General features: G+C 67.1%; 16 protein-coding genes. 3 read left to right on the forward strand and 13 right to left on the reverse strand.

All coding sequences use genetic code 11. The features are described 5' to 3' along the window. The first annotated feature begins 21 nt into the window (after positions 1-21). The 3 genes from IM660_RS16005 to IM660_RS16015 are packed head-to-tail and all read left to right on the forward strand — an operon-like array spanning position 22 to position 4,457. Entirely contained in the window at positions 22-1,014 is a 993-nt protein-coding gene (locus IM660_RS16005; protein ID WP_193496804.1) for an ABC transporter permease, read from the forward strand. A gap of 15 nt (positions 1,015-1,029) precedes the next feature. Next, positions 1,030-2,202, forward strand: a complete 1,173-nt coding sequence (locus tag IM660_RS16010) for an ABC transporter permease (RefSeq protein WP_193496805.1) — start codon at positions 1,030-1,032, stop codon at positions 2,200-2,202. A 47-nt stretch (positions 2,203-2,249) separates the two neighbouring features. Next, positions 2,250-4,457, forward strand: coding sequence for an ABC transporter ATP-binding protein (locus tag IM660_RS16015; protein WP_193496806.1), 2,208 nt, complete (start codon positions 2,250-2,252; stop codon positions 4,455-4,457). Here IM660_RS16015 and IM660_RS20035 read toward each other — a convergent pair. The 13 genes from IM660_RS20035 to IM660_RS16075 all read right to left on the reverse strand — a co-directional run bounded on the left by IM660_RS20035 (position 4,340) and on the right by IM660_RS16075 (position 17,933). Further along, positions 4,340-4,639, reverse strand: coding sequence for a ribbon-helix-helix protein (locus IM660_RS20035; protein WP_425503844.1), 300 nt, complete (start codon positions 4,637-4,639; stop codon positions 4,340-4,342). The genes IM660_RS16015 and IM660_RS20035 overlap by 118 nt on opposite strands. A gap of 32 nt (positions 4,640-4,671) precedes the next feature. Beyond that, entirely contained in the window at positions 4,672-6,813 is a 2,142-nt protein-coding gene (locus tag IM660_RS16020) for an FAD-dependent oxidoreductase (protein WP_193496807.1), read from the reverse strand. A 110-nt stretch (positions 6,814-6,923) separates the two neighbouring features. Further along, positions 6,924-7,709: a 3-ketoacyl-ACP reductase gene (locus IM660_RS16025; protein ID WP_193496808.1), complete on the reverse strand. Its 786-nt coding sequence runs from the start codon at positions 7,707-7,709 to the stop codon at positions 6,924-6,926. A 176-nt stretch (positions 7,710-7,885) separates the two neighbouring features. Continuing rightward, on the reverse strand, positions 7,886-8,245 hold the full coding sequence (locus IM660_RS16030; protein WP_193496809.1) for an L-rhamnose mutarotase: 360 nt from the start codon (positions 8,243-8,245) through the stop codon (positions 7,886-7,888). A gap of 7 nt (positions 8,246-8,252) precedes the next feature. Then, the gene (locus tag IM660_RS16035; protein WP_193496810.1) at positions 8,253-9,578 is read right to left on the reverse strand and encodes a Gfo/Idh/MocA family protein; all 1,326 of its coding nucleotides are present in this window, start codon (positions 9,576-9,578) and stop codon (positions 8,253-8,255) included. A gap of 238 nt (positions 9,579-9,816) precedes the next feature. Further along, positions 9,817-10,440, reverse strand: a complete 624-nt coding sequence (locus IM660_RS16040; RefSeq protein ID WP_193496811.1) for a hypothetical protein — start codon at positions 10,438-10,440, stop codon at positions 9,817-9,819. After that, positions 10,437-11,378, reverse strand: coding sequence for a carbohydrate ABC transporter permease (locus tag IM660_RS16045; RefSeq protein ID WP_425503845.1), 942 nt, complete (start codon positions 11,376-11,378; stop codon positions 10,437-10,439). Before IM660_RS16045 ends, IM660_RS16040 begins: the two co-directional genes overlap by 4 nt. Continuing rightward, the gene (locus IM660_RS16050) at positions 11,375-12,223 is read right to left on the reverse strand and encodes a carbohydrate ABC transporter permease (RefSeq protein WP_246465338.1); all 849 of its coding nucleotides are present in this window, start codon (positions 12,221-12,223) and stop codon (positions 11,375-11,377) included. The genes IM660_RS16045 and IM660_RS16050 overlap by 4 nt, the downstream gene beginning before the upstream one ends. Positions 12,224-12,490: 267 nt before the next feature. Beyond that, positions 12,491-13,822 carry an ABC transporter substrate-binding protein gene (locus IM660_RS16055; protein ID WP_193496813.1) on the reverse strand — a complete coding sequence of 444 codons (1,332 nt, stop codon included), beginning with the start codon at positions 13,820-13,822 and terminating at the stop codon, positions 12,491-12,493. 319 nt (positions 13,823-14,141) lie between these two features. Further along, complete coding sequence (locus tag IM660_RS16060) at positions 14,142-14,975, reverse strand: anti-sigma factor (protein ID WP_193499463.1); 834 nt, start codon at positions 14,973-14,975, stop codon at positions 14,142-14,144. Next, complete coding sequence (gene sigK / locus IM660_RS16065; protein WP_193496814.1) at positions 14,972-15,577, reverse strand: ECF RNA polymerase sigma factor SigK; 606 nt, start codon at positions 15,575-15,577, stop codon at positions 14,972-14,974. Before sigK ends, IM660_RS16060 begins: the two co-directional genes overlap by 4 nt. A 32-nt stretch (positions 15,578-15,609) precedes the next feature. Continuing rightward, positions 15,610-16,248 carry a fasciclin domain-containing protein gene (locus IM660_RS16070; protein ID WP_193496815.1) on the reverse strand — a complete coding sequence of 213 codons (639 nt, stop codon included), beginning with the start codon at positions 16,246-16,248 and terminating at the stop codon, positions 15,610-15,612. 101 nt (positions 16,249-16,349) lie between these two features. Continuing rightward, entirely contained in the window at positions 16,350-17,933 is a 1,584-nt protein-coding gene (locus IM660_RS16075) for a molybdopterin-dependent oxidoreductase (protein WP_246464991.1), read from the reverse strand. Positions 17,934-17,996 lie beyond the last annotated feature (63 nt).

Below are 17,996 nucleotides of genomic sequence, written 5' to 3' on the forward strand. Positions count from 1 at the left end.
CGCCCCAGGAGGAGGTGACCATTGCTCCGCTACATCACTCGCCGGCTGCTTATTCTCATCCCGACGCTCGCCGCGATCTCGGTGGTCACGTTCATCGTGATCCAGCTGCCCCCCGGGGACTATCTCACCACCCGGATCGCCCAGCTGTCGGCACAGGGCGACGGCTCGCTCAGTGCCCAGGAGCTGGAGCGACTCACGCAGCGATACGGCTTGGACCAGCCGGTGTACGTGCAGTACTGGACCTGGATCTCGAACATCCTGTTCCACGGCGACTTCGGCGACTCCTTCGTCTACGGCCGTCCGGTCGGTGCGCTGCTCGCCGAACGGCTGCCGCTGACGATCTTGCTGTCGGTGCTGACGTTGCTGTTCATCTGGGCCGTCTCGTTCCCGATCGGGGTGTACTCGGCGATGCGTCAGTACTCGGTGGGTGACTACACGTTCACCTTCTTCGGGTACCTCGGGCTGGCGGTGCCGAACTTCCTGATCGCGCTCGTGCTGATGTGGGTGAGCCTGCAGTACTTCGGCACGAGTGTCGGCGGGTTGTTCTCCCCGGAGTACCGGGACGCTCCATGGAGCATGGCCAAGTTCGGCGACCTGCTCGCGCACCTGTGGATCCCTGTGGTGATCTGGGGAACTGCCGGAACCGCTGCCAACATCCGGGTGCTCCGGGCGAATTTGCTCGATGAGCTGCGCAAACCGTACGTCACTGCAGCCCGAGCCCGTGGAATGAAGCGGGGGCTACTGACGATCAAGTACCCCGTGCGGGTAGCAATGAATCCGTTCTTCTCCACCATCGGGTGGATCCTGCCCGGGCTGATCGCCGCAGACGCGATCACCTCACAGGTGCTGAACCTCAACACCACCGGCCCCCTCCTGCTCGATGCGCTGCTCGCCCAGGACATGTACCTGGCCGGATCAGTTCTTCTGATCAGCGCGCTGCTGGTGGTCATCGGCACCCTGATCTCCGACCTCGCCCTCGCATGGCTGGACCCCCGCGTCCGGCTCCGGTACTGAGAAGGAGCGTCGCCCATGACGAACGCACCAACCCCTGACGCCGGTGGCGCTCTGGCCAAACCCGATCTCGGCCCAGGCCCGGAACCGACAGAGTCGACAGGTCAGGACCGGCTTGCTCTCGCCTCGCAGTCCCAGCTCGTCTGGTGGAGCTTCAAGAAGCATCGCCTGGCTCTGGTCTGCGGCGTGATCACGATCGCGATCTACGCGATCGCGATCCTGGCCCCCTTCCTCGCCCCCTACCCCTCGGGCCATCACAACAACGAGTACACGTACGCACCTCCACAGTCGGTCCACCTCTTCCACGAGGGAACCTTCCGTCCGCACGTCAACGGCTACTCCTTCGAGCAGGACCCGGACACGCTCGCGCTGACGTTCGAGGTCGATCCCGACATCGTGATCCCGATCGGGCTGTTCGTCGAGGGACCCGAGTACGAGATCCTGGGGTTCATCCCCTGGGACCGGCACCTGATCGGTCCCACCGACTACGACGCCGGCCCCATGTACCTGCTCGGCGCCGACGCCAATGGCCGAGACCTGCTCTCACGGATCATGCACGGGACGACGATCTCGATGTCCGTCGGCCTGGTCGGGGTGCTGCTCTCCCTCTTCCTCGGCGTGGTCCTCGGCGGGCTCTCCGGCTACCTCGGCGGGAAGGTCGACACAGCGATCCAGCGGCTCATCGAGTTCATCATCGCGATCCCGACGATCCCGCTCTGGATGGCCCTGTTCGCCGCCGTACCCGCCAGCTGGAGCCCGGTGCAGCGCTACCTCGCGCTGACCGTGGTGATCTCTCTCGTCGGCTGGGTCGGGATGGCCCGCGAGGTACGCGGGAAGTTCTTCGCCGTCCGCAACGAAGAGTACGTCTCGGCGGCCATCGCCGACGGTGCGAGCCAGAGCAGGGTGATGTTCCGTCACATGCTGCCCTCATTCACCAGCCACATCATCGCCAACCTCTCGTTGTCGATCCCCACGATCATCCTCGCTGAGACCGCGCTGTCCTTCATCGGGCTCGGCCTGCAGTCCCCGACCGTGAGTTGGGGTGTGCTGCTGCAGGAGGCGCAGAACATCCGCGCCGTTTCCACCGCACCGTGGATCCTGCTGCCCGGTGTCGCCGTCGTTATCACCGTGCTCGCGATGAACTTCTTCGGCGACGGCCTACGGGACGCGGCCGATCCGTACAAGAACTAACGCCGCCACCACACCCCGACCAGTTCCTCAGATTCCCGGGAGCCCCCATGCAGCATTCACTCACCGCCACAGACGAGCGGCCCACAGAACCGCCCGCTGCCGCCGCGCCGCTGCTTGAGATCGACTCGCTCCACACCCGCTTCGACACCGCCGACGGTGAAGTACGCGCCGTGGACGGCGTGAGCTTGACCGTCCGCGCCGGTCGCACATTGTGCGTGGTCGGCGAGTCCGGGTGCGGGAAGTCGATCATGGCCCGATCCGTTCTCCAGCTCGTCGAGCCACCGGGCAAGATCGTGAGCGGCTCGATCCGCTGGAACCACGGCGAGTCCGGTCCGGTCGACACCACGGCCCTGGAACCGGACGGTGAGCAGATACGTCAGATCCGTGGCAACGAGATCGGGATGGTCTTCCAGGAACCGATGGCCTCACTCTCCCCCATGTACACCATCGGGGCGCAGCTCACCGAGGCGATCCTCCTGCACCGTGACGTCACCCCCGACGAGGCACGTCGGATCGGGATCGATCTCCTCACCCAGGTCGGCATCCCCCAGCCGGAAGGACGCTTCGACGCCTACCCGTTCCAGCTCTCCGGCGGGATGTGCCAGCGAGTGATGATCGCGATCGCCCTCAGCTGCGATCCAGCCCTGCTCATCGCCGACGAACCCACCACGGCCCTGGACGTCACGACGCAAGCCCGCATCCTCGACCTGCTCAAGGACCTGCAGCGTCACAACGGCATGGCGATGATGTTCATCACCCACGACCTCGGAGTCGTGGCCGAGATCGCCGACGACGTCACCGTGATGTACCTGGGCCAGGCCGTCGAGCATGGCACCGTCGAACAGATCTTCACCACACCGAAACACCCGTACACCCAGGCCCTGCTGGGCTCACTGCCCACCCTCGAGGACACCACGCATCGACGGCCACTGACCGCGATCCGCGGCATGGTCCCGCACCCCCAGAACCGACCCACCGGCTGCCCGTTCTGGACCAGGTGCGATGCTGCGATCGGTGGTGTGTGCGACGTCGAGGAACCGCCCGAGTCGACCTTCGACGACGGCCACCGTGCCGCCTGTCATCGGTACAGCCACCCCGACGGCGGAGGCAGCGTGCCGCTCCCGGCGCCGGCCGTGCGCGGGCACGCCACCGACCGCAGCGGACGCGGCCAGGCCGAGGGCGCCCCGGTCCTGGAAGTGCGGAACCTGACCAAGCAGTACACCGTCTCCGGCGGAATGTTCCGCCGCAACAAGGGCACCGTGCACGCCGTCAGCGATGTGAGTCTGACGATCAGACCGGGGGAAACTCTGGGGCTCGTGGGCGAGTCCGGATGCGGAAAGACCACCCTCGGTCGCAGTATCGCCCGGCTCGTGGACGCCTCCTCCGGGGAGGTGCTGTTCCGGGATCGCGACGGCACTCAGGTCGACCTTGCAGCGTTGCGCGGGGCGGCTCTACGCCGCTACCGCACCCGGGTGCGGGTGATATTCCAGGACCCGTTCTCGTCGCTGAACCCACGGATGACTGTCGAGCAGATCGTCGGTGAACCGCTGCGGGCGAACGGCATGGCCAGAGGAAGCACCCTCACCGATCAGGTAGCCGAGATGCTGCGCAAGGTCGGGATCCAACCGGAGTACATGTCGCGGTACCCGCATGCCTTCTCGGGCGGGCAGCGGCAGCGGCTCAACATCGCCCGGGCCTTGATCACCGAACCCGAGTTGGTGATCGCTGACGAACCGGTCTCGGCGTTGGACGTCTCCGTGCGTGCGCAGATCCTGAATCTGCTCAACGACCTGCAGGACGAGTTGGGCCTGACCTACCTGTTCATCTCGCACGACCTGTCGGTCGTCGAACATGTGAGTGACCGTGTCGCCGTCATGTACATGGGCCGGATTATCGAGGAGGGGCCGGCCGACGCCCTGTTCGGGGCGCCACAGCACCCGTACACCCAGGCGCTCCTGGACGCGGTGCCGATCCCCGATCCGTTCGCCCGGCCCGAACGCTCCAGCACCGTGCCCGACGAGCTCCCGGACCCCATGAACCCACCAGCTGGGTGCTCCTTCCACACACGGTGCACCTTCGCCGATTCCAATCACGGGTGCTCAACGACGCTGCCGGCATTGACCCGCGTCGACGAGAATCACGACGCCGCATGCCACCGGTCCAGCGAACTCGCGCTGCAGGGGATCACGCGCACCCGTGAGACACCGGAGGCGTCGGAAACGGCACCATCCCAAGCGGCTGTCTCGTCCAGGTAACTCGCCCACTCATCCGGAGGCGTCCGCCGAATCTGGTCACGCAAACGCTCGAACCGACGCGATCGGTCGTCGAGATCTGCGAGCGCAGCCAGGTGCTGGCCGAACGTTGTTCCATGGTCCGCCGCCTGCGCCTTGAGTCGGTCTCTCAGGTCGGTATCGACCTTGATCGTCGTCACAGTCATACCGAGAGTATGACCGCGCTCAGTAGGAGCTGTCAGTGAATATTGCCGTCCTCCCGGTAGGCCTTCCACACGTTCTCGAAGAAGTCGTCATCGGCGGGCAGGGGGCGCACCGGCCGCCACCGGAACACGGGACGCCCGGCCCGGTCCCCCTCCTCCCGGGTGACGATCTCGGAGAACTCAGGCTCCGCCGTCGGGATCTCGGACGGGGCGCAGGCGCCGCGGGCTTCCAAAGGGGCGACCCATGCGGTCTCCTGTACCTCGTGAGCCAGGGCTCCGCCGTCGAGGGTAAAGCGGAACAGCTCCGGCAGGTCGAGCTCTGCCTCGGCGTTCTCCCCGTACCCGACCAGCGGAAGCTGGCCTTCCGGGTCCGTGTAGAGCACCGAGCCGCGGGACTTGCCGCCGTGGCCGACGTAGTCCGCCATCGCGGACAGGTAGATGTAGGCGGTGGTGAGGATGTCGCGCACGAGAAAGGTGCGGTTCATCGAACGGCGAGAGGTCTGGTCGGCGCTGATGAGCTCGTCGTAGCTGCTCAGCCACTCGTGCACCTGCAGCAGCGCTTCCTGGATCGATTCCGGCGAGCGCACCGGCCCGGCCTTGGCGCTCATCAACTCCTGCACCTGGGTCAGCAGATCGCCGGTGTTGTCCGGGGTGCCACCGGCCCGGCGGGCGGCAGCGGCTTCTGCCAGTGCGAGCGCTCCGGTGACCACAGGCCCGGCGGCCGCGGTGAAGTCCTCGACGGCGAGCGGGGCATCAGTACGGCGGGCGGCGATGAACTGCGCCGCCCGGGTGGCCCCGACCTGGCCACTGTTCAGCGCGGCGCCACCGGGGCGGTACACCCCGTGCGCACCGCCGGCCTCCCCCACCGGGAAGAAGCCCGCCACGTTCGACTGCCACCACGCGTCCACCAGCAAGCCACCATTGTTGTGCTGGGCGCACACGTCCACCTCGAGCATCTCCTGCTCGAGATCCACGTACGGGTTCTTGTCCAGGTAGAACTGGTAGGCGGGCTCGTTCATGTGCCGCAGCCGCTCGATCGGGGTGCCGAAGAGCACACCCGCCTTCTCCAGGTACTCCAGCGCCTCCGGCTCCAGCTCAGCGTGGTCGAAGGTCTCCCGCACCGGGTTGGAGCGGAAGTCCAGGAACACCCGGCGCCCGCGCAGCACCGTCTCCCGGTAGACCAGCAGGTCGATGAGGCTGGAGCCGTCGCGGGCCTTACGGATGTCGAACGGCCACTGGTAACCCTTGAGGAAGACCAGGGTGAGCATCCGGCCGTAATCGGGAATCGCCTCGGTGAGGAATTCGCGCTCGTCGTTGCCGTCGGCATCGGTGGAGACGAACCGCGGGATCACCTGCATATACGTGCCCGAGACGTTCCAGCGCGGCTTGATCGAGGCCAGGCCGAACTGCCACTCGGTGAGGTTCTTGCCGTGCACCCCGGCACGGTAGGCGGCTCCGGATGCCCCCCACTGCCCGTTCGGGAACACCCGGGTGGCGTAGATGCCGGCCGGACCGCCGGTGGCGTAGACGACGTTCGTGCAGCGCACCAGCAGGTAGGGCGAGCGTTCGCCGTCGTGCGGGACGTCAGTGCGCAGCAACAGGATGCCCGCAATCTCTCCCTCGCGGACGATGAGGTCGACCACGCGGCACTCGTCGAAGACGGGAGTACCGTTGCGGGCGACCTTCTTCTCCAGCTGCTCCACCATCGAGCGGGAGGTGTAGGGGCCCACGCTGGTGCCGCGGCGGCGCGGGTCGTGGTCGGTCTTGTACCCGACGAACTCCCCGTAGCGGCTCTGCGGGAAGGGAACGCCCAGGTCGCACAGACGCAGGAACCCACGAGCGGAGAGCGCGGCCTCGGCGAGCGCGTTGTCGCCGTCCATCGCGCCGCCGGAGAACAGCGTCTGGGCCATCTCGTTGACCGAGTCGCCCTCGGCGCCGGAGAGGCTCAGCTTGTAGTAGGTCTGCTTGTCGGAGCCGGCGTTGCGGCTGGCCCCGGCGCCCACCTTGTCGGTGACCATGACGATGTCATCCTGGCCGAACTCCCACAGACGGTCGGCCGCGCAGAATCCGGCTGAGCCGGTGCCGACCACCACTGTGTTCGCGGTGACGACGGGGATGTCGGTGCCGGCGATCGTGTGCAGCTCGGCTCCGGGTACGTCGGTGGTGGCGGTGCTCATGTGCTCGTCCTCAAAATCCGTCGTCGATCTGGTTGCTTATCGAGTGCCTCCCGCGACATCACACGTCGATGTGGTGGCTTGTGAACGACCACATCGACGTGCGATTTCGGTTAGAGGCGCGGGATGTGCATCCCGCCGTCGACATTGATGATCTCGCCGGTGGAGTACGGCATCTTCCCAGCGGAGAGCTGCACGACGGCGCCCGCGACGTCGGGCGGAGTGCCCCACCGCGGCATCGGGGCCAGGCCGTCCGCGAACTGCGCGTCGTACTTCTCCTTGACGCCGGCGGTCATGTCCGTGGCGATCACGCCGGGCCGGACCTCATAGACCACGATGCCCTCCGGGGCCAGACGCGCAGCGAACAACTGCGTGGCCATCCCGACGCCGGCCTTGGAGATGCAGTACTCGCCGCGGTTGGTGGAGACGAACGTCGCGGAGACGGAGGAGACGTTGATGATCGTGCCGACCACGCCACCGTCAGGGGTATCCCCGCGCTCGTCGCGCTGGTCCCGCACAGCAAGCATGGCGTTCGCCACCCGCTGGGTGAGGAAGTACGGACCGCGCAGGTTGATCCCGAGCACCCGGTCGAAGCTCTCGGGCTCGGCCTCGAGGATGTCGGCGCGCACCGAGGGCGCCACGCCGGCGTTGTTGACGAGGAGGTCGATCCGGCCCCAGCGCTCGAGGGCTGCGTTGACGTAGCGCTCGTGCGACTCGGTCTCGGCCACCGACCCCTGGACGTAGAGCACCTCGCCACGCTCGCGCAGCTCGGCCATCAGGTCCTCAGGCTCCGGGCGTGTGGCCAGGATGGCGACGGCGTACCCCTCGTCGAGCAGGGCATGGGTGATGCCGAGGCCGATACCTCGGTTTCCTCCGGTGACGAGAGCAACCTGGGGCACGAAGAACTCCTACGGATCGGGGGCGCTTCCCTTCATCATGCCTGACAAGCACCCCAGACGGCAAGCGCTTTCCACGCCTCGCTGGGCCACCGCTGGGCCCAGAGTCGCGGCACCTGCAAGAGTCGACGGGCTGTGGCGTATCCGTGCCATATGTGGCACGGATACGCCACAGCCCGTCAGTTCTGTTCCGGCCCCGTCGGCAGACCCGCCGCCGCCAGCTGATCCTCCAGGCTGAAGATCTCCGGCAGCAGCTCGAACCCTTCGTCCGGGTTGCCCGGATTGACGAAAAACCTCTCCATGTTCGACTGCCAGCGTTCGTTCACTGCCGTGCGACCCATCGCGGCCTGTGCGGCCTCGTAGTCGTCGGCCTCGAAGTGCCCGACCAGCAACCCGTCCGGGGCCAGATACAGCTGGTAGTTGCGCCAGCCCGAGTCGCGCAGTGCCTCCAGCATCTCCGGCCAGACGGCGGCGTGCGCCTCGGTGTACTCGTCCAGCCGGTCGGGCCGGACCCGATTGATGAAGCAGTAGCGGGGCATGGCGCTCCTAGAGCGTCGTCGCGGTCAGATCCACACCGAGTGCGAGCTCGTCGACCGTGACCGCACGCCCCTCGGCCAGTGACACGTTACCGGCGATCCCGGTACTCACCGCCCGCACCCCGTCGAGCACCCCGGATGCACGGCCGAGCGGGTCATCCTGGGTGCCGGGTTCGAAGATGTCCCGCAGCAGGATCGCGTCACCGCCGCCGTGACCACCGATGCCCTCGGGGATCGGAACCTCCCGCGCGGCCTCCCAGTGGCGCTGCACCACCAGCTTCTCCCCTTGCGGCCGCACGCGATCCTCCTCGACGCCCTCGGGCGTGGCCGAGGGATCCACCACCGAGGCCTTGGCCACGAATCCGCGCTCGATCACCTCGAGCTCGGCCCGCCCCTCGGACCCATTCACCGTGACCCGGTACCCCTCCCACGGGGCGTGCGCGTTCAAGGAGTAGGTCAGGAACGCACCAGAGGTGTAGTCCACGGTCAGGCCGAGGTTGTCCTCGATCGTGATCCCCGGGGCGAAGACGTCCTGGTCACGTACGTAGCCGTCGTGTATCTCAGCATCGAGGTACATCACCTTCAGCTTCGGGTCGGCGGCGAGGTCGATCGCCCACGGATCCCCCGCGACGGCGTCCCTCCCCTTCGCAGGCCGCGCACCTGCACCTGCCGCACCTGCGCCGTCGGGACCGTAGAACTTCAGCCCACCGGTGGCGTACACCCGCGCGGGCGCTGCACCGACCCACCAGTTGACGAGGTCGAAGTGGTGCGAGGACTTGTGCACCAGGAGGCCACCGGAGTTGGCCTTGTCGCGGTGCCAGCGGCGGAAGTAGTCGGCACCATGCACGGTGTCGAGCGCCCACTCGAAGTGCACGGAGAGTACCTGGCCGATCTCACCGTCGGCGATCACGCGGCGCAGCTCGGAGTTGCGTGGCGAGTAGCGGTAGTTGAAGGTCATCACCAGATCGCGCCCGGTCTCGCGCATCGCCTCGGTGATGGTGCGCACCCCGTCGGCGGTGGTGGTCAGCGGCTTCTCCACCACGACGTCGGCTCCGGCGCGCATGGCGCGGGCCACCACATCGGCGTGGGAATGGTCGGGGCTGGTCACGACCACGCGATCGACGCGCTGCTCGGTGATCATTCGCTCCAGGTCGGCCGGCTCGTAGCGCGGGACGTCGAGGCTGAGACCAGTGCCGTAGTAGTCGGCCCGGGCGGGGTTCGGTTCGCACAGCGCCACCACCTCACCGACGTGCGCGTAGTCCTGGGTGAGGGCGTTGAGATACATGCCGGCTCGGGAGCCAGTGCCGGCGACGGCGTAGCGACGGCGGGTGGTCATCGTGGACTTCTCCAGGGGTCGTAGGTCGCGGGCGGCGGCGCACCGCTGCGTCACAGGATAGCCGAGAGACCGGTTTCTCAGTGCAGAGGAAGTCGATGCTCAGCACGAGTGGGGACGTCGCGGTGACCGAACCGACCGGTACTGACACATGCGGGGCAGCATGTCCCCGCACCACTCCACGCATCTGTGTCAGCTCGGTCAACCGTGCCCGAACCACCCGGGCCCCAGCGCCCGGGAGTCAGAAGTCGGGGCGACCGCGCCGGGAGGCGACGCCGACGATCGCGAAGGTGAGCAACCCAGGGGCGAGGATCACCAGCAGCGTGTACATCCACACGATGGTCACGCACAGCCCGACGGCGGTCAGTAGTAGCACCGACCCGATCGGGTCGGCCGCAACCAGCCTCGCACCGTCGGAGATGGCCGTGCGCCAGCTGCCCGCCGGCTCGAACCCGCGCACCTCGATCGTGCGCAGCAGCACCAGCACCACCGCGACGAGCCCGGCGATCGAGACGACACGGATCACCTCAGCCCCGGGGAGGGCGGTGAAGCGGGCGATATCCAGATTCAGCACCAGTACTGCAGCCAGCAGCAGCGATCCCGCGGCAATCAGCCACGAACCGCGCAGATGCCCTACGAAATCCGCCAGCAGTTCGCGCACCCGATCCGAACGTCCGTCGAGGTGACGCCGCAGATGGGTGACGCCCGCCGCCAGAGCAGCAGGCGCCGTCAGTACCGGAATGCACAGCACCAGCACCACCACGGCGGTGGACATGACCTCGGCGAACAGCGGCAGGGCAGGCGGGCGCGGCGCCGGATCGTTTCCGCCGCCCCGCTCCGCACGTGCCGCTGCCAGAATGCTCATCCCTTCAGACCTTGTGTGGCCACACCGTCGATGAGGTAGCGCTGGAACACGAAGAAGAAGATCATGACCGGGATCAGCGCCAGCACGGCCATCGCCACCTGTGCACCGTAGTCGGAGGTGGTGGTCTGGTCCACAAACAACCGCAAAGCCACCGGCAGGGTGTACAGATCGGGCCGCTTGAGGTAGAGCAAGGGGCCCAGGAAGTCATTCCAGGAGGCGATGAAGGTGAAGATCGCTGCAGTGATCATCGCCGGCCGTAGCAGCGGCAGGATGATCGAGGAGAACACCCGCACATGCCCGGCACCGTCGATCCGGGCCGCCTCGTCCAGCTCACGCGGGATACCGCGCAAGAACTGGATCATCAGGAAGACGAAGAAGGCCTCCGTGGCGAGGAACTTCGGGATCAGCAAGGAACCGAAGTTGTTGATGAGCCCCAGGTTCTGGAACAGGATGTACTGCGGGATGATCGTCACGTGGAAGGGCAGCAGCATCGTGGCCACCATCAGCGCGAACCACACCTTCTTCCCGCGATACTCGATCCGGGCGAAGGCGTAGGCCGCCACCGCGGAGGAGACCACCACGCCGACCACCGAGAACACGGCGATGATCAGCGAGTTGAGGAAGAACGTCCAGAACGAGATCCCGGCGATCCCCGACAATGCGGTCGCGAAGTTGTCCAGGGATCCGTTCTCCGGGATCAAGTTCACATTTCCGATGATCTCGCTCGAGGGTTTGAGCGAGCTCATGAACATCCATGCGGCCGGGTAGAGCACGATGGCGCAGACCACGATCATCCCGAGGTGGTAGGCAGCGCTTCCCAACCGGCTACGTCGTTGTGCATCGCGCCGCAGGCGGTGACTGTCGTTGCGGGTGGGCATCGCCGCCTGCAGCGGTGCACCCTCGGCGCTGGACCCGCCGCTCACGTGGGTGATGGTCATCGTGCGTCTCCCTGGTAGTGCACCCACGACTTGGAGCTGCGGAACAGCAGGATGGTGACGAGCCCGACGGCGATCACCAGCAACCAGGCCATGGCCGAGGCGTAGCCCATCCGGAAGTCACCGAAGCCACGGATGTACAGGTACAGCGTGTAGAAGAGGGTCGAGCCTGCCGGGCCACCGGTCCCGCCGGAGATGATGAAGGCCGAGTTGAACACCTGGAATGACCCGATGGTCTCCATCAGCAGGTTGAAGAAGATGACCGGGCTGAGCATCGGCAGGGTGATGTTGCGGAACTTGCGGATCCGCCCGGCCCCGTCCACGTCCGCGGCCTCGTACAACTCGGCGGGCACCTGCTTCAGACCGGCCAGGAAGATCACCATCGGACCACCGAAGGCCCAGACGGCCAGCAGGATGAACATCGGCATGGTCATGTTCTGGTTGCCGACCCAGCCGCCGAGCTCGATCCCGAAGATCCGCAGGCTGCGGTCGACCACGCCATCGTCGATGAACATGGCCTTCCACACGATCGCGATCGAGACCGACGCGGCGACGAGCGAGGGGGCGTAGAAGGCGGAGCGATAGAAGCCCAGGCCCTTGCGCTTGGCGTTGAGCAGCATCGCCACACCGAGCGCCGCGGCCAGCTTGATCGGGGTTCCGAGCAACACATAGGTCGCGGTGACCTTCACCGACTGGAGGAACTGCGGGTCTGCGAATATCCGTGTGTAGTTCTCTGCACCGATGAACTCAGGGGCGCCGAAGAGGTCATAGTCGGTGAATGACAGGTACAGCGAGGCGATCATCGGGCCGACGGTCAGCGCGAAGAAGCCGGCCAGCCATGGCGCCATGAAGGCATAGCCGGAAAGCGACTCCCGCAGCCGCGCCCGCCGGAGCGAGGGCCGCTCCTCCACGGCATCTGCCGGGCGGTTCGTCGTAGTGGTCACGTCATTCCTCTCAAGGGATCGCGCAGATGGACGGGCCTGCGGCCGCATCAGACGGGACCGGCTCCGCACCGCCGCTGTGCCCTCCCCGCCCAGGGGACGGAGCGGGCACAGCAGGCGGGCCGGTGGATCAGGGTGAGTCAGCTCACCGTGCGCCGTCGCGGCCGGAACAGGTCAGCCCAGGGCGATCTCGGCCTCGGCGAACCACTGGGAGGCGAAGTCCTCGACGGTGATGTTGCCGTAACCGAGCTCCTCCGCCAGTCGCAGCCACTCGGCCTCGATCGAGCCGAAGCCCTCAGGTAGCACCGGCGTGGACTCGGTGATCTCGCCGGCCCACTCCTCCTCGTAGCCGATCACCTGGGCGTCCACACCCTCGGCCTCGAGCTGCGAACGAGCGGTCTCGGTCGCGGGCACACCACGGGAGGTGCCGAAGATCGCACCGACCTCGGCGTCGTTGGTGATGAAGTCGATGAACGCAGCAGCGGCTTCCGGGTTCTGGGTGTTCGCACCCGCCGAGAGCAGCATCGACGGCTTGAAGAACATCCCGCGCTCACCGCTGGATCCGACCGGCAGGGGCAGCATCTCGATGGACTCCGCACCGGAGTCAGCCAGGTAGCCGGCGAGGAAGTTGTCCCACGAGAACTCGGTGGCGACTTCGTTCGCGGTGAACCCGCCGAGCGGGTCCAGCTGGGTGGTGCGCTCGGCCGGGAACAACTGACCGTTCTCGCGCAGTGGGGCGGCCAGGTTGAGCCAGTCGATGACGTCCTGTTCGGTGAACGCGATGTCGCCCTCGTCGGTGAAGACGTCCTGGCCCTCCTGGACCAGGTGCTGGACGAACAGCCACAGCACACCGGTGAAGTCGCCGGTGCCGTACAGGGCCGGGTCTTCGCCTGCTCCCGCGTCGGCGGCTTCAGCGGCCCACTGCACGTACTCTTCCCAGGTCTGGTCCGCGCTCGGCGGCTCAAGACCGAGCTCTTCGACGATGGCCGGGTGATAGAAGAGCGCCAGCGTATTGGTGCTCTGCGGGATGCCCAACTGTTCGCCGCCGAGCTGACCGGAGGCCAGGAGGGAGTCAGACATCTCACTCATGTCGAGCTCGCCGCCGATGTAGGGGGTGAGGTCGAGCAGCTGCCCACGCGAACCGAACTCGCTGATGTAAGACAGATCCATCTGAAACACGTCCGGGAGCGACTGGCCCGCCGCCTCGGTCGCACGTGCGGTCCAGTAGTCGGGCCAGGCCTGGAAGGCCGGCTGCACGGTGATGTTCGGATACTCCTCCTCGAACAGGTCGATCGCCGCCTCGTAGCGTTCGGCCCGGTCGTCGTTGCCCCACCAGGTCACGGTGAGTGTGATCTCCTGCTCGGGGTCGACCGTCCCGCCACTGCCGGGCTCGCCGCCGGCCGTGTCGGAACCGCCGGAGCACGCGGCGAGGACGAGAGATCCGGTCGCGGCCACGGCGGCCACGCCGGACAGTCGCTTCGCGAAACGATTCCTTGGTGAGTTCATGAGGGAGCCTCTCTGCTCGGAGTCTGGGCTGCGCCGTCCGTGGCGGCCCGTCGTGAATCGTTACAAAGAATGACATGGCACCCGACCCAGCGCAACCCCTTCGGAAAGCGCAGTCCGCCTGTAATCATCACGATCTGATCACAACGACTGGGCGTCGAATCGTTGTGCAATGAAACTATTCACTCGACCAGGTCGGCCGCGCGAACATGACGACCCCGGGGATCCGTGAGACGTCAACGAGTTCGTGTATCGATCCACCAGTGGAGGCAGAGAAGAGGGTGCCGGCGGAGGTGAACTCCACCGGCACCCTCGATGCCGATCACGGCATCGGCATCTGCGCCACGATCTCGCCCGTGGGTTGATCCGAACCCCCGGCCGGCTCGACAGAGACCGCCATGGCGTCGGTGCTGAGCGCGGCCGCATCCATGATCATGGTGGCCGCACCGTCAGCGGCAGCCATCACGCCGGCACTGGTCGGCACGCCGTCCACGAGCGTCCACGCCTGGAAGTCCTGATCCTGGCCGATCGCGGGCAGGCCCCGGAAGGTCACGGCAGCCGCACCGTTCTCACGCGAGACGAACAGCGCCGCCTCCGGCCCCTCAGCACCGCCCGCCGTCACCACCTCAAGGTCACTGGCGTGAAGGATCTGCAGCAGCCGGGCATCATCGGAGCTCGTCTCGATGGGCGCCACCTGCCTCGGGAACTCCTGGTCCGGCCGTGCTCCCACTCCCCAACCCACGGCGACCACGGCCACGAGGCACGCGACAGCGGCCACAAGCCGCCAGGCACGCGCGGCACCGTTGCGATCCCTGCGACGGCGGCGAAACGCGAGCTCGTCGGTCCCCTCAGGCGAGGACTCGCTGATGCGTGGGATGTCAGGGTCGGCTTCCGGAGGCTGTGCAACCTCAGCCGCGATCGGGGGGAGGGGACGGATCCGTTCGATCCCGGCGAGGATCTGCTCACGCAACTCGGGGGGCGGATCGACGGCACTGATGTGCGCCAACCGCTCAGTCGCGCCGCGCAACGAGGCGACCTCGTCACGGCACACCGCACAGTCGGCCAGGTGCTCCTCGAAGGCAGCTCGTTCGGTCTCGTCCAGCGCATCAAGCACATAGGCGCCTGTCAATGCGTGGATGGAGGCGTCGTCCGTCATCGTTCCTCCCCTCCGAAGAAGTCTCGTAGTCGTATCAACCCGTCTCGCAGCCGCGTCTTGGCCGTCCCGAGCGGGATGTTCAGGATTCCAGCCACCTCGACGTGGGTGTAGCCGCCGAAGTACGCGAACTCGATCGCCTCACGCTGGGTCGCGGTCAGCGTGCGCAACGCCCGGCGCACCCGGTCTGCCTCGAATCTGTTGACCACCACCTCCGAGACATCATCACTGTGACGTGCCTGCCGCGCCTCGTACAGGACGTGCCGGTCTTGTGCCGCCTGGGCCGAGCGCACCCGGTCCACGGCACGTCGGTGAGCGATCGTCGTCATCCACGCCTGCACCGACCCCTTGGACGGGTCGTACCGAGCGGCTTGCTCCCAGTACTGCAGGTAGCAGTCCTGGGTCACCTCGGCGGCTTGGGATGGGTCTCGGACCACGCGCACCACCACGCCGTACACACGCGCCGACGTCGCATCATAGAGCTGGGCAAAGGCTTCCGAATCGCCGCGGGAACTGCGCTGGAGAAGGTCCGCGAGCCCAGCGCCGTCGAGTCCGGCAGTGCCGGAGGGGTTCTTCCCCTCCGGCACCCGGTCGTTAGCTCTCATCATGATCGCGCTATCCGAACGTCAGGTCGGACTCACTCCGACGGCGGGAGCAGCACGCCGTCGATGATGTAGACGGTCGCGTTGGCCGTCTGCACGTTACCGCAGACCACCGCGGCGCCCTCGGCACCGACCGTGAAGTCCTCACCGGAGCCCTCGACCGTCAGCTCTGCTCCGTTCAGGGTCTCGAACGTTCCAGCCAGGTCCTCCGGGGTGAGCGTCTGCGGCACCACGTGGTACGTCAGCACCTCGGTGAGCAACCCGCTCGGGTCATCCTGAACTGCCTGGACCGTCTCAGCCGGCAATGCCTCGAACGCCGCATTGGCAGGGGCGAACACCGTGATGTCCTCAGCACCGTTCAGGGTGTCACCAAGTTCGGCCAGACCGACGAGGTCGACCAGGGTCGACAAGGCCGGGTTGTTGCTGGCGGCGGTCGCTACCGGATCCTGAGCCATGCCGTCGAAACTGCCGGGGCCGTCGTCGGGGATATCGGCACAGACGGGGCCGAACTGAGCGCCCATCTCATCCATCGGTTCCTCGGTCATCTCCTCCGAGGTGGTGGGGTCCGAGGTCTCGGGCGCATCAGCGGTCTCGTCAGCCTCACCGCCGGAGCAGGAGGCCAGGGTGAGCGCGGCAGCCAGCGTGAGCGCCGGTGCGTAGGTGCGGATCTTCATGGTCGTACTCCTTGTATCAGGCGACTGGCCGAACCAGTCGTGAGGTGCAGTGCGGACATCTCTGATTCGATGCGGTCGGCTGGATGGATTGGTCGCACCGTCTACTCCACGACGAAGGCGATCGAGTGCCACCCACGGGCGCCGTCGGGGAAGGGGGTGGTGCGTTCCTGTGGTTGTGCCTCTCCCCTGCCGTCGGTCGCCCGGACCTGCACGTCGTGACGGCCGGAGCCGTTGCTGGTCCAGTCGAAGCGCCACTGACGCCATAGATCCGCACCGCCATCGGCCGCGAGCTCGGCCTGCTGCCAGTCGCCGTCATCGATCCGTACCTCGACCGAACGGATTCCACGGTGCTGCGCCCAGGCGATGCCGGCCATCGTCACGGTGCCGGCAGGCACTCGCTGCAACGGACCCGGCACGTCGATGCGGCTCTGAGTCAGCACCGGCGCGTCTGTCGCCCAATCGCGCTCGGTCCAGTAGGCGATGTCACGGTCGTAGGTGGACAGGTCCATACGGGTGATCCACTTCGCGGCCGAGACGAAGCCGAACAGGCCGGGAACGATCAGCCGGGCCGGGAAACCTCGTTCGACCGGGAGCTGCTCACCGTTGAGCCCCACCACGAGCATCGCGTCACGACCGTCGGTTGCGGCGTCCAGTGGGATGCTCATGGTGAGACCGTCGGCGCTCTCGGTGAAGATCTGATCGGCTCCAGGCTGGACGCCGACCTGCTCGAAGAGATCGAGCAGCGGAACCCCGAGCCACCGGCCCGTGCTCACATAGGGACCGCCGACCGGGTTGGAGACGCAGGTCAGGGTGATCCAGCGTTCCACCAGCGCCATGTCCAGGATGTCCTCGTATCGCAAGGTGATCGGCTCGTCGACGAGACCGCCGATCGGCAGCGACCAGGTGTCGACATCGATCCGGGGTGTACTCAGGGCGATGTCCACGCGGTAGAAGTCGGGCGAAGGAGTCCGGAAGGGGGTGATTCCCGGCAGTTCCAGCTGGACATCCTCGGGGAGCGGCGGGGCAGGGTCGCTCGGTTCCGGCAGCGCCTGGTCACGCCCGATCGCACCGTCATCGCGACGTCGTCCCAGCAGCGTGCCACCTGCGGCGCCCGCCACCGCGAGCGCGGCGGGGCCGCCGATGAGTACCCCGCGGCGCGTCGGCACGAACTGGCCGCTGCGCACGCGAGGACCATCCAGCGCAGACTCACGTGCCGGCGCCGCATCCCGCTCCGCTGCCGGCCTCTCGCCCGCGCGGGTTACGCCCGCGCCAGGCCCGGGCACTGTGCCCGTCGCTGTGCCTGTCGCTGTGCCCGTCGCTGTGCTGCTCTGAGTGCCGGTACTCCCTAGTACGCCGGCCCGTACCCACAGCAGGCCGGCCACGGCGATCACTCCGGTGACGAGGGCGGGCACGACGGCGGTCGGGTCGGGGGTCCTGGTCAACGCGGCGGCCCCGGCGATCGCGGCGAGCGCCACCAGCCCTGCCACGGCGATCCATCGGCGCCGGTAGGCCAGCAGGCCCAGGCCGGCCGTGATCAACACCAGCACCACCGCCATCCCCGCGAGTAGGACGGGCTTGTCGGCGTTGCCGAAGGTCTGGACGGCGAACTCCTTGACCGGGGTCGGTGCGGCGTCGATCGCGACGCTTCCCACCGCCAGCAGGGGCGAACTTGCGGGCGAGGTCACTGCCGCGACGGTGTGACCGACACCTAGTCCCGCCGCTGCCGCCACGACCCCGGAGAGCGCGTG

The sequence above is a fragment of the Ruania alkalisoli genome (assembly GCF_014960965.1).
Lineage (GTDB): Bacteria > Actinomycetota > Actinomycetes > Actinomycetales > Beutenbergiaceae > Ruania > Ruania alkalisoli.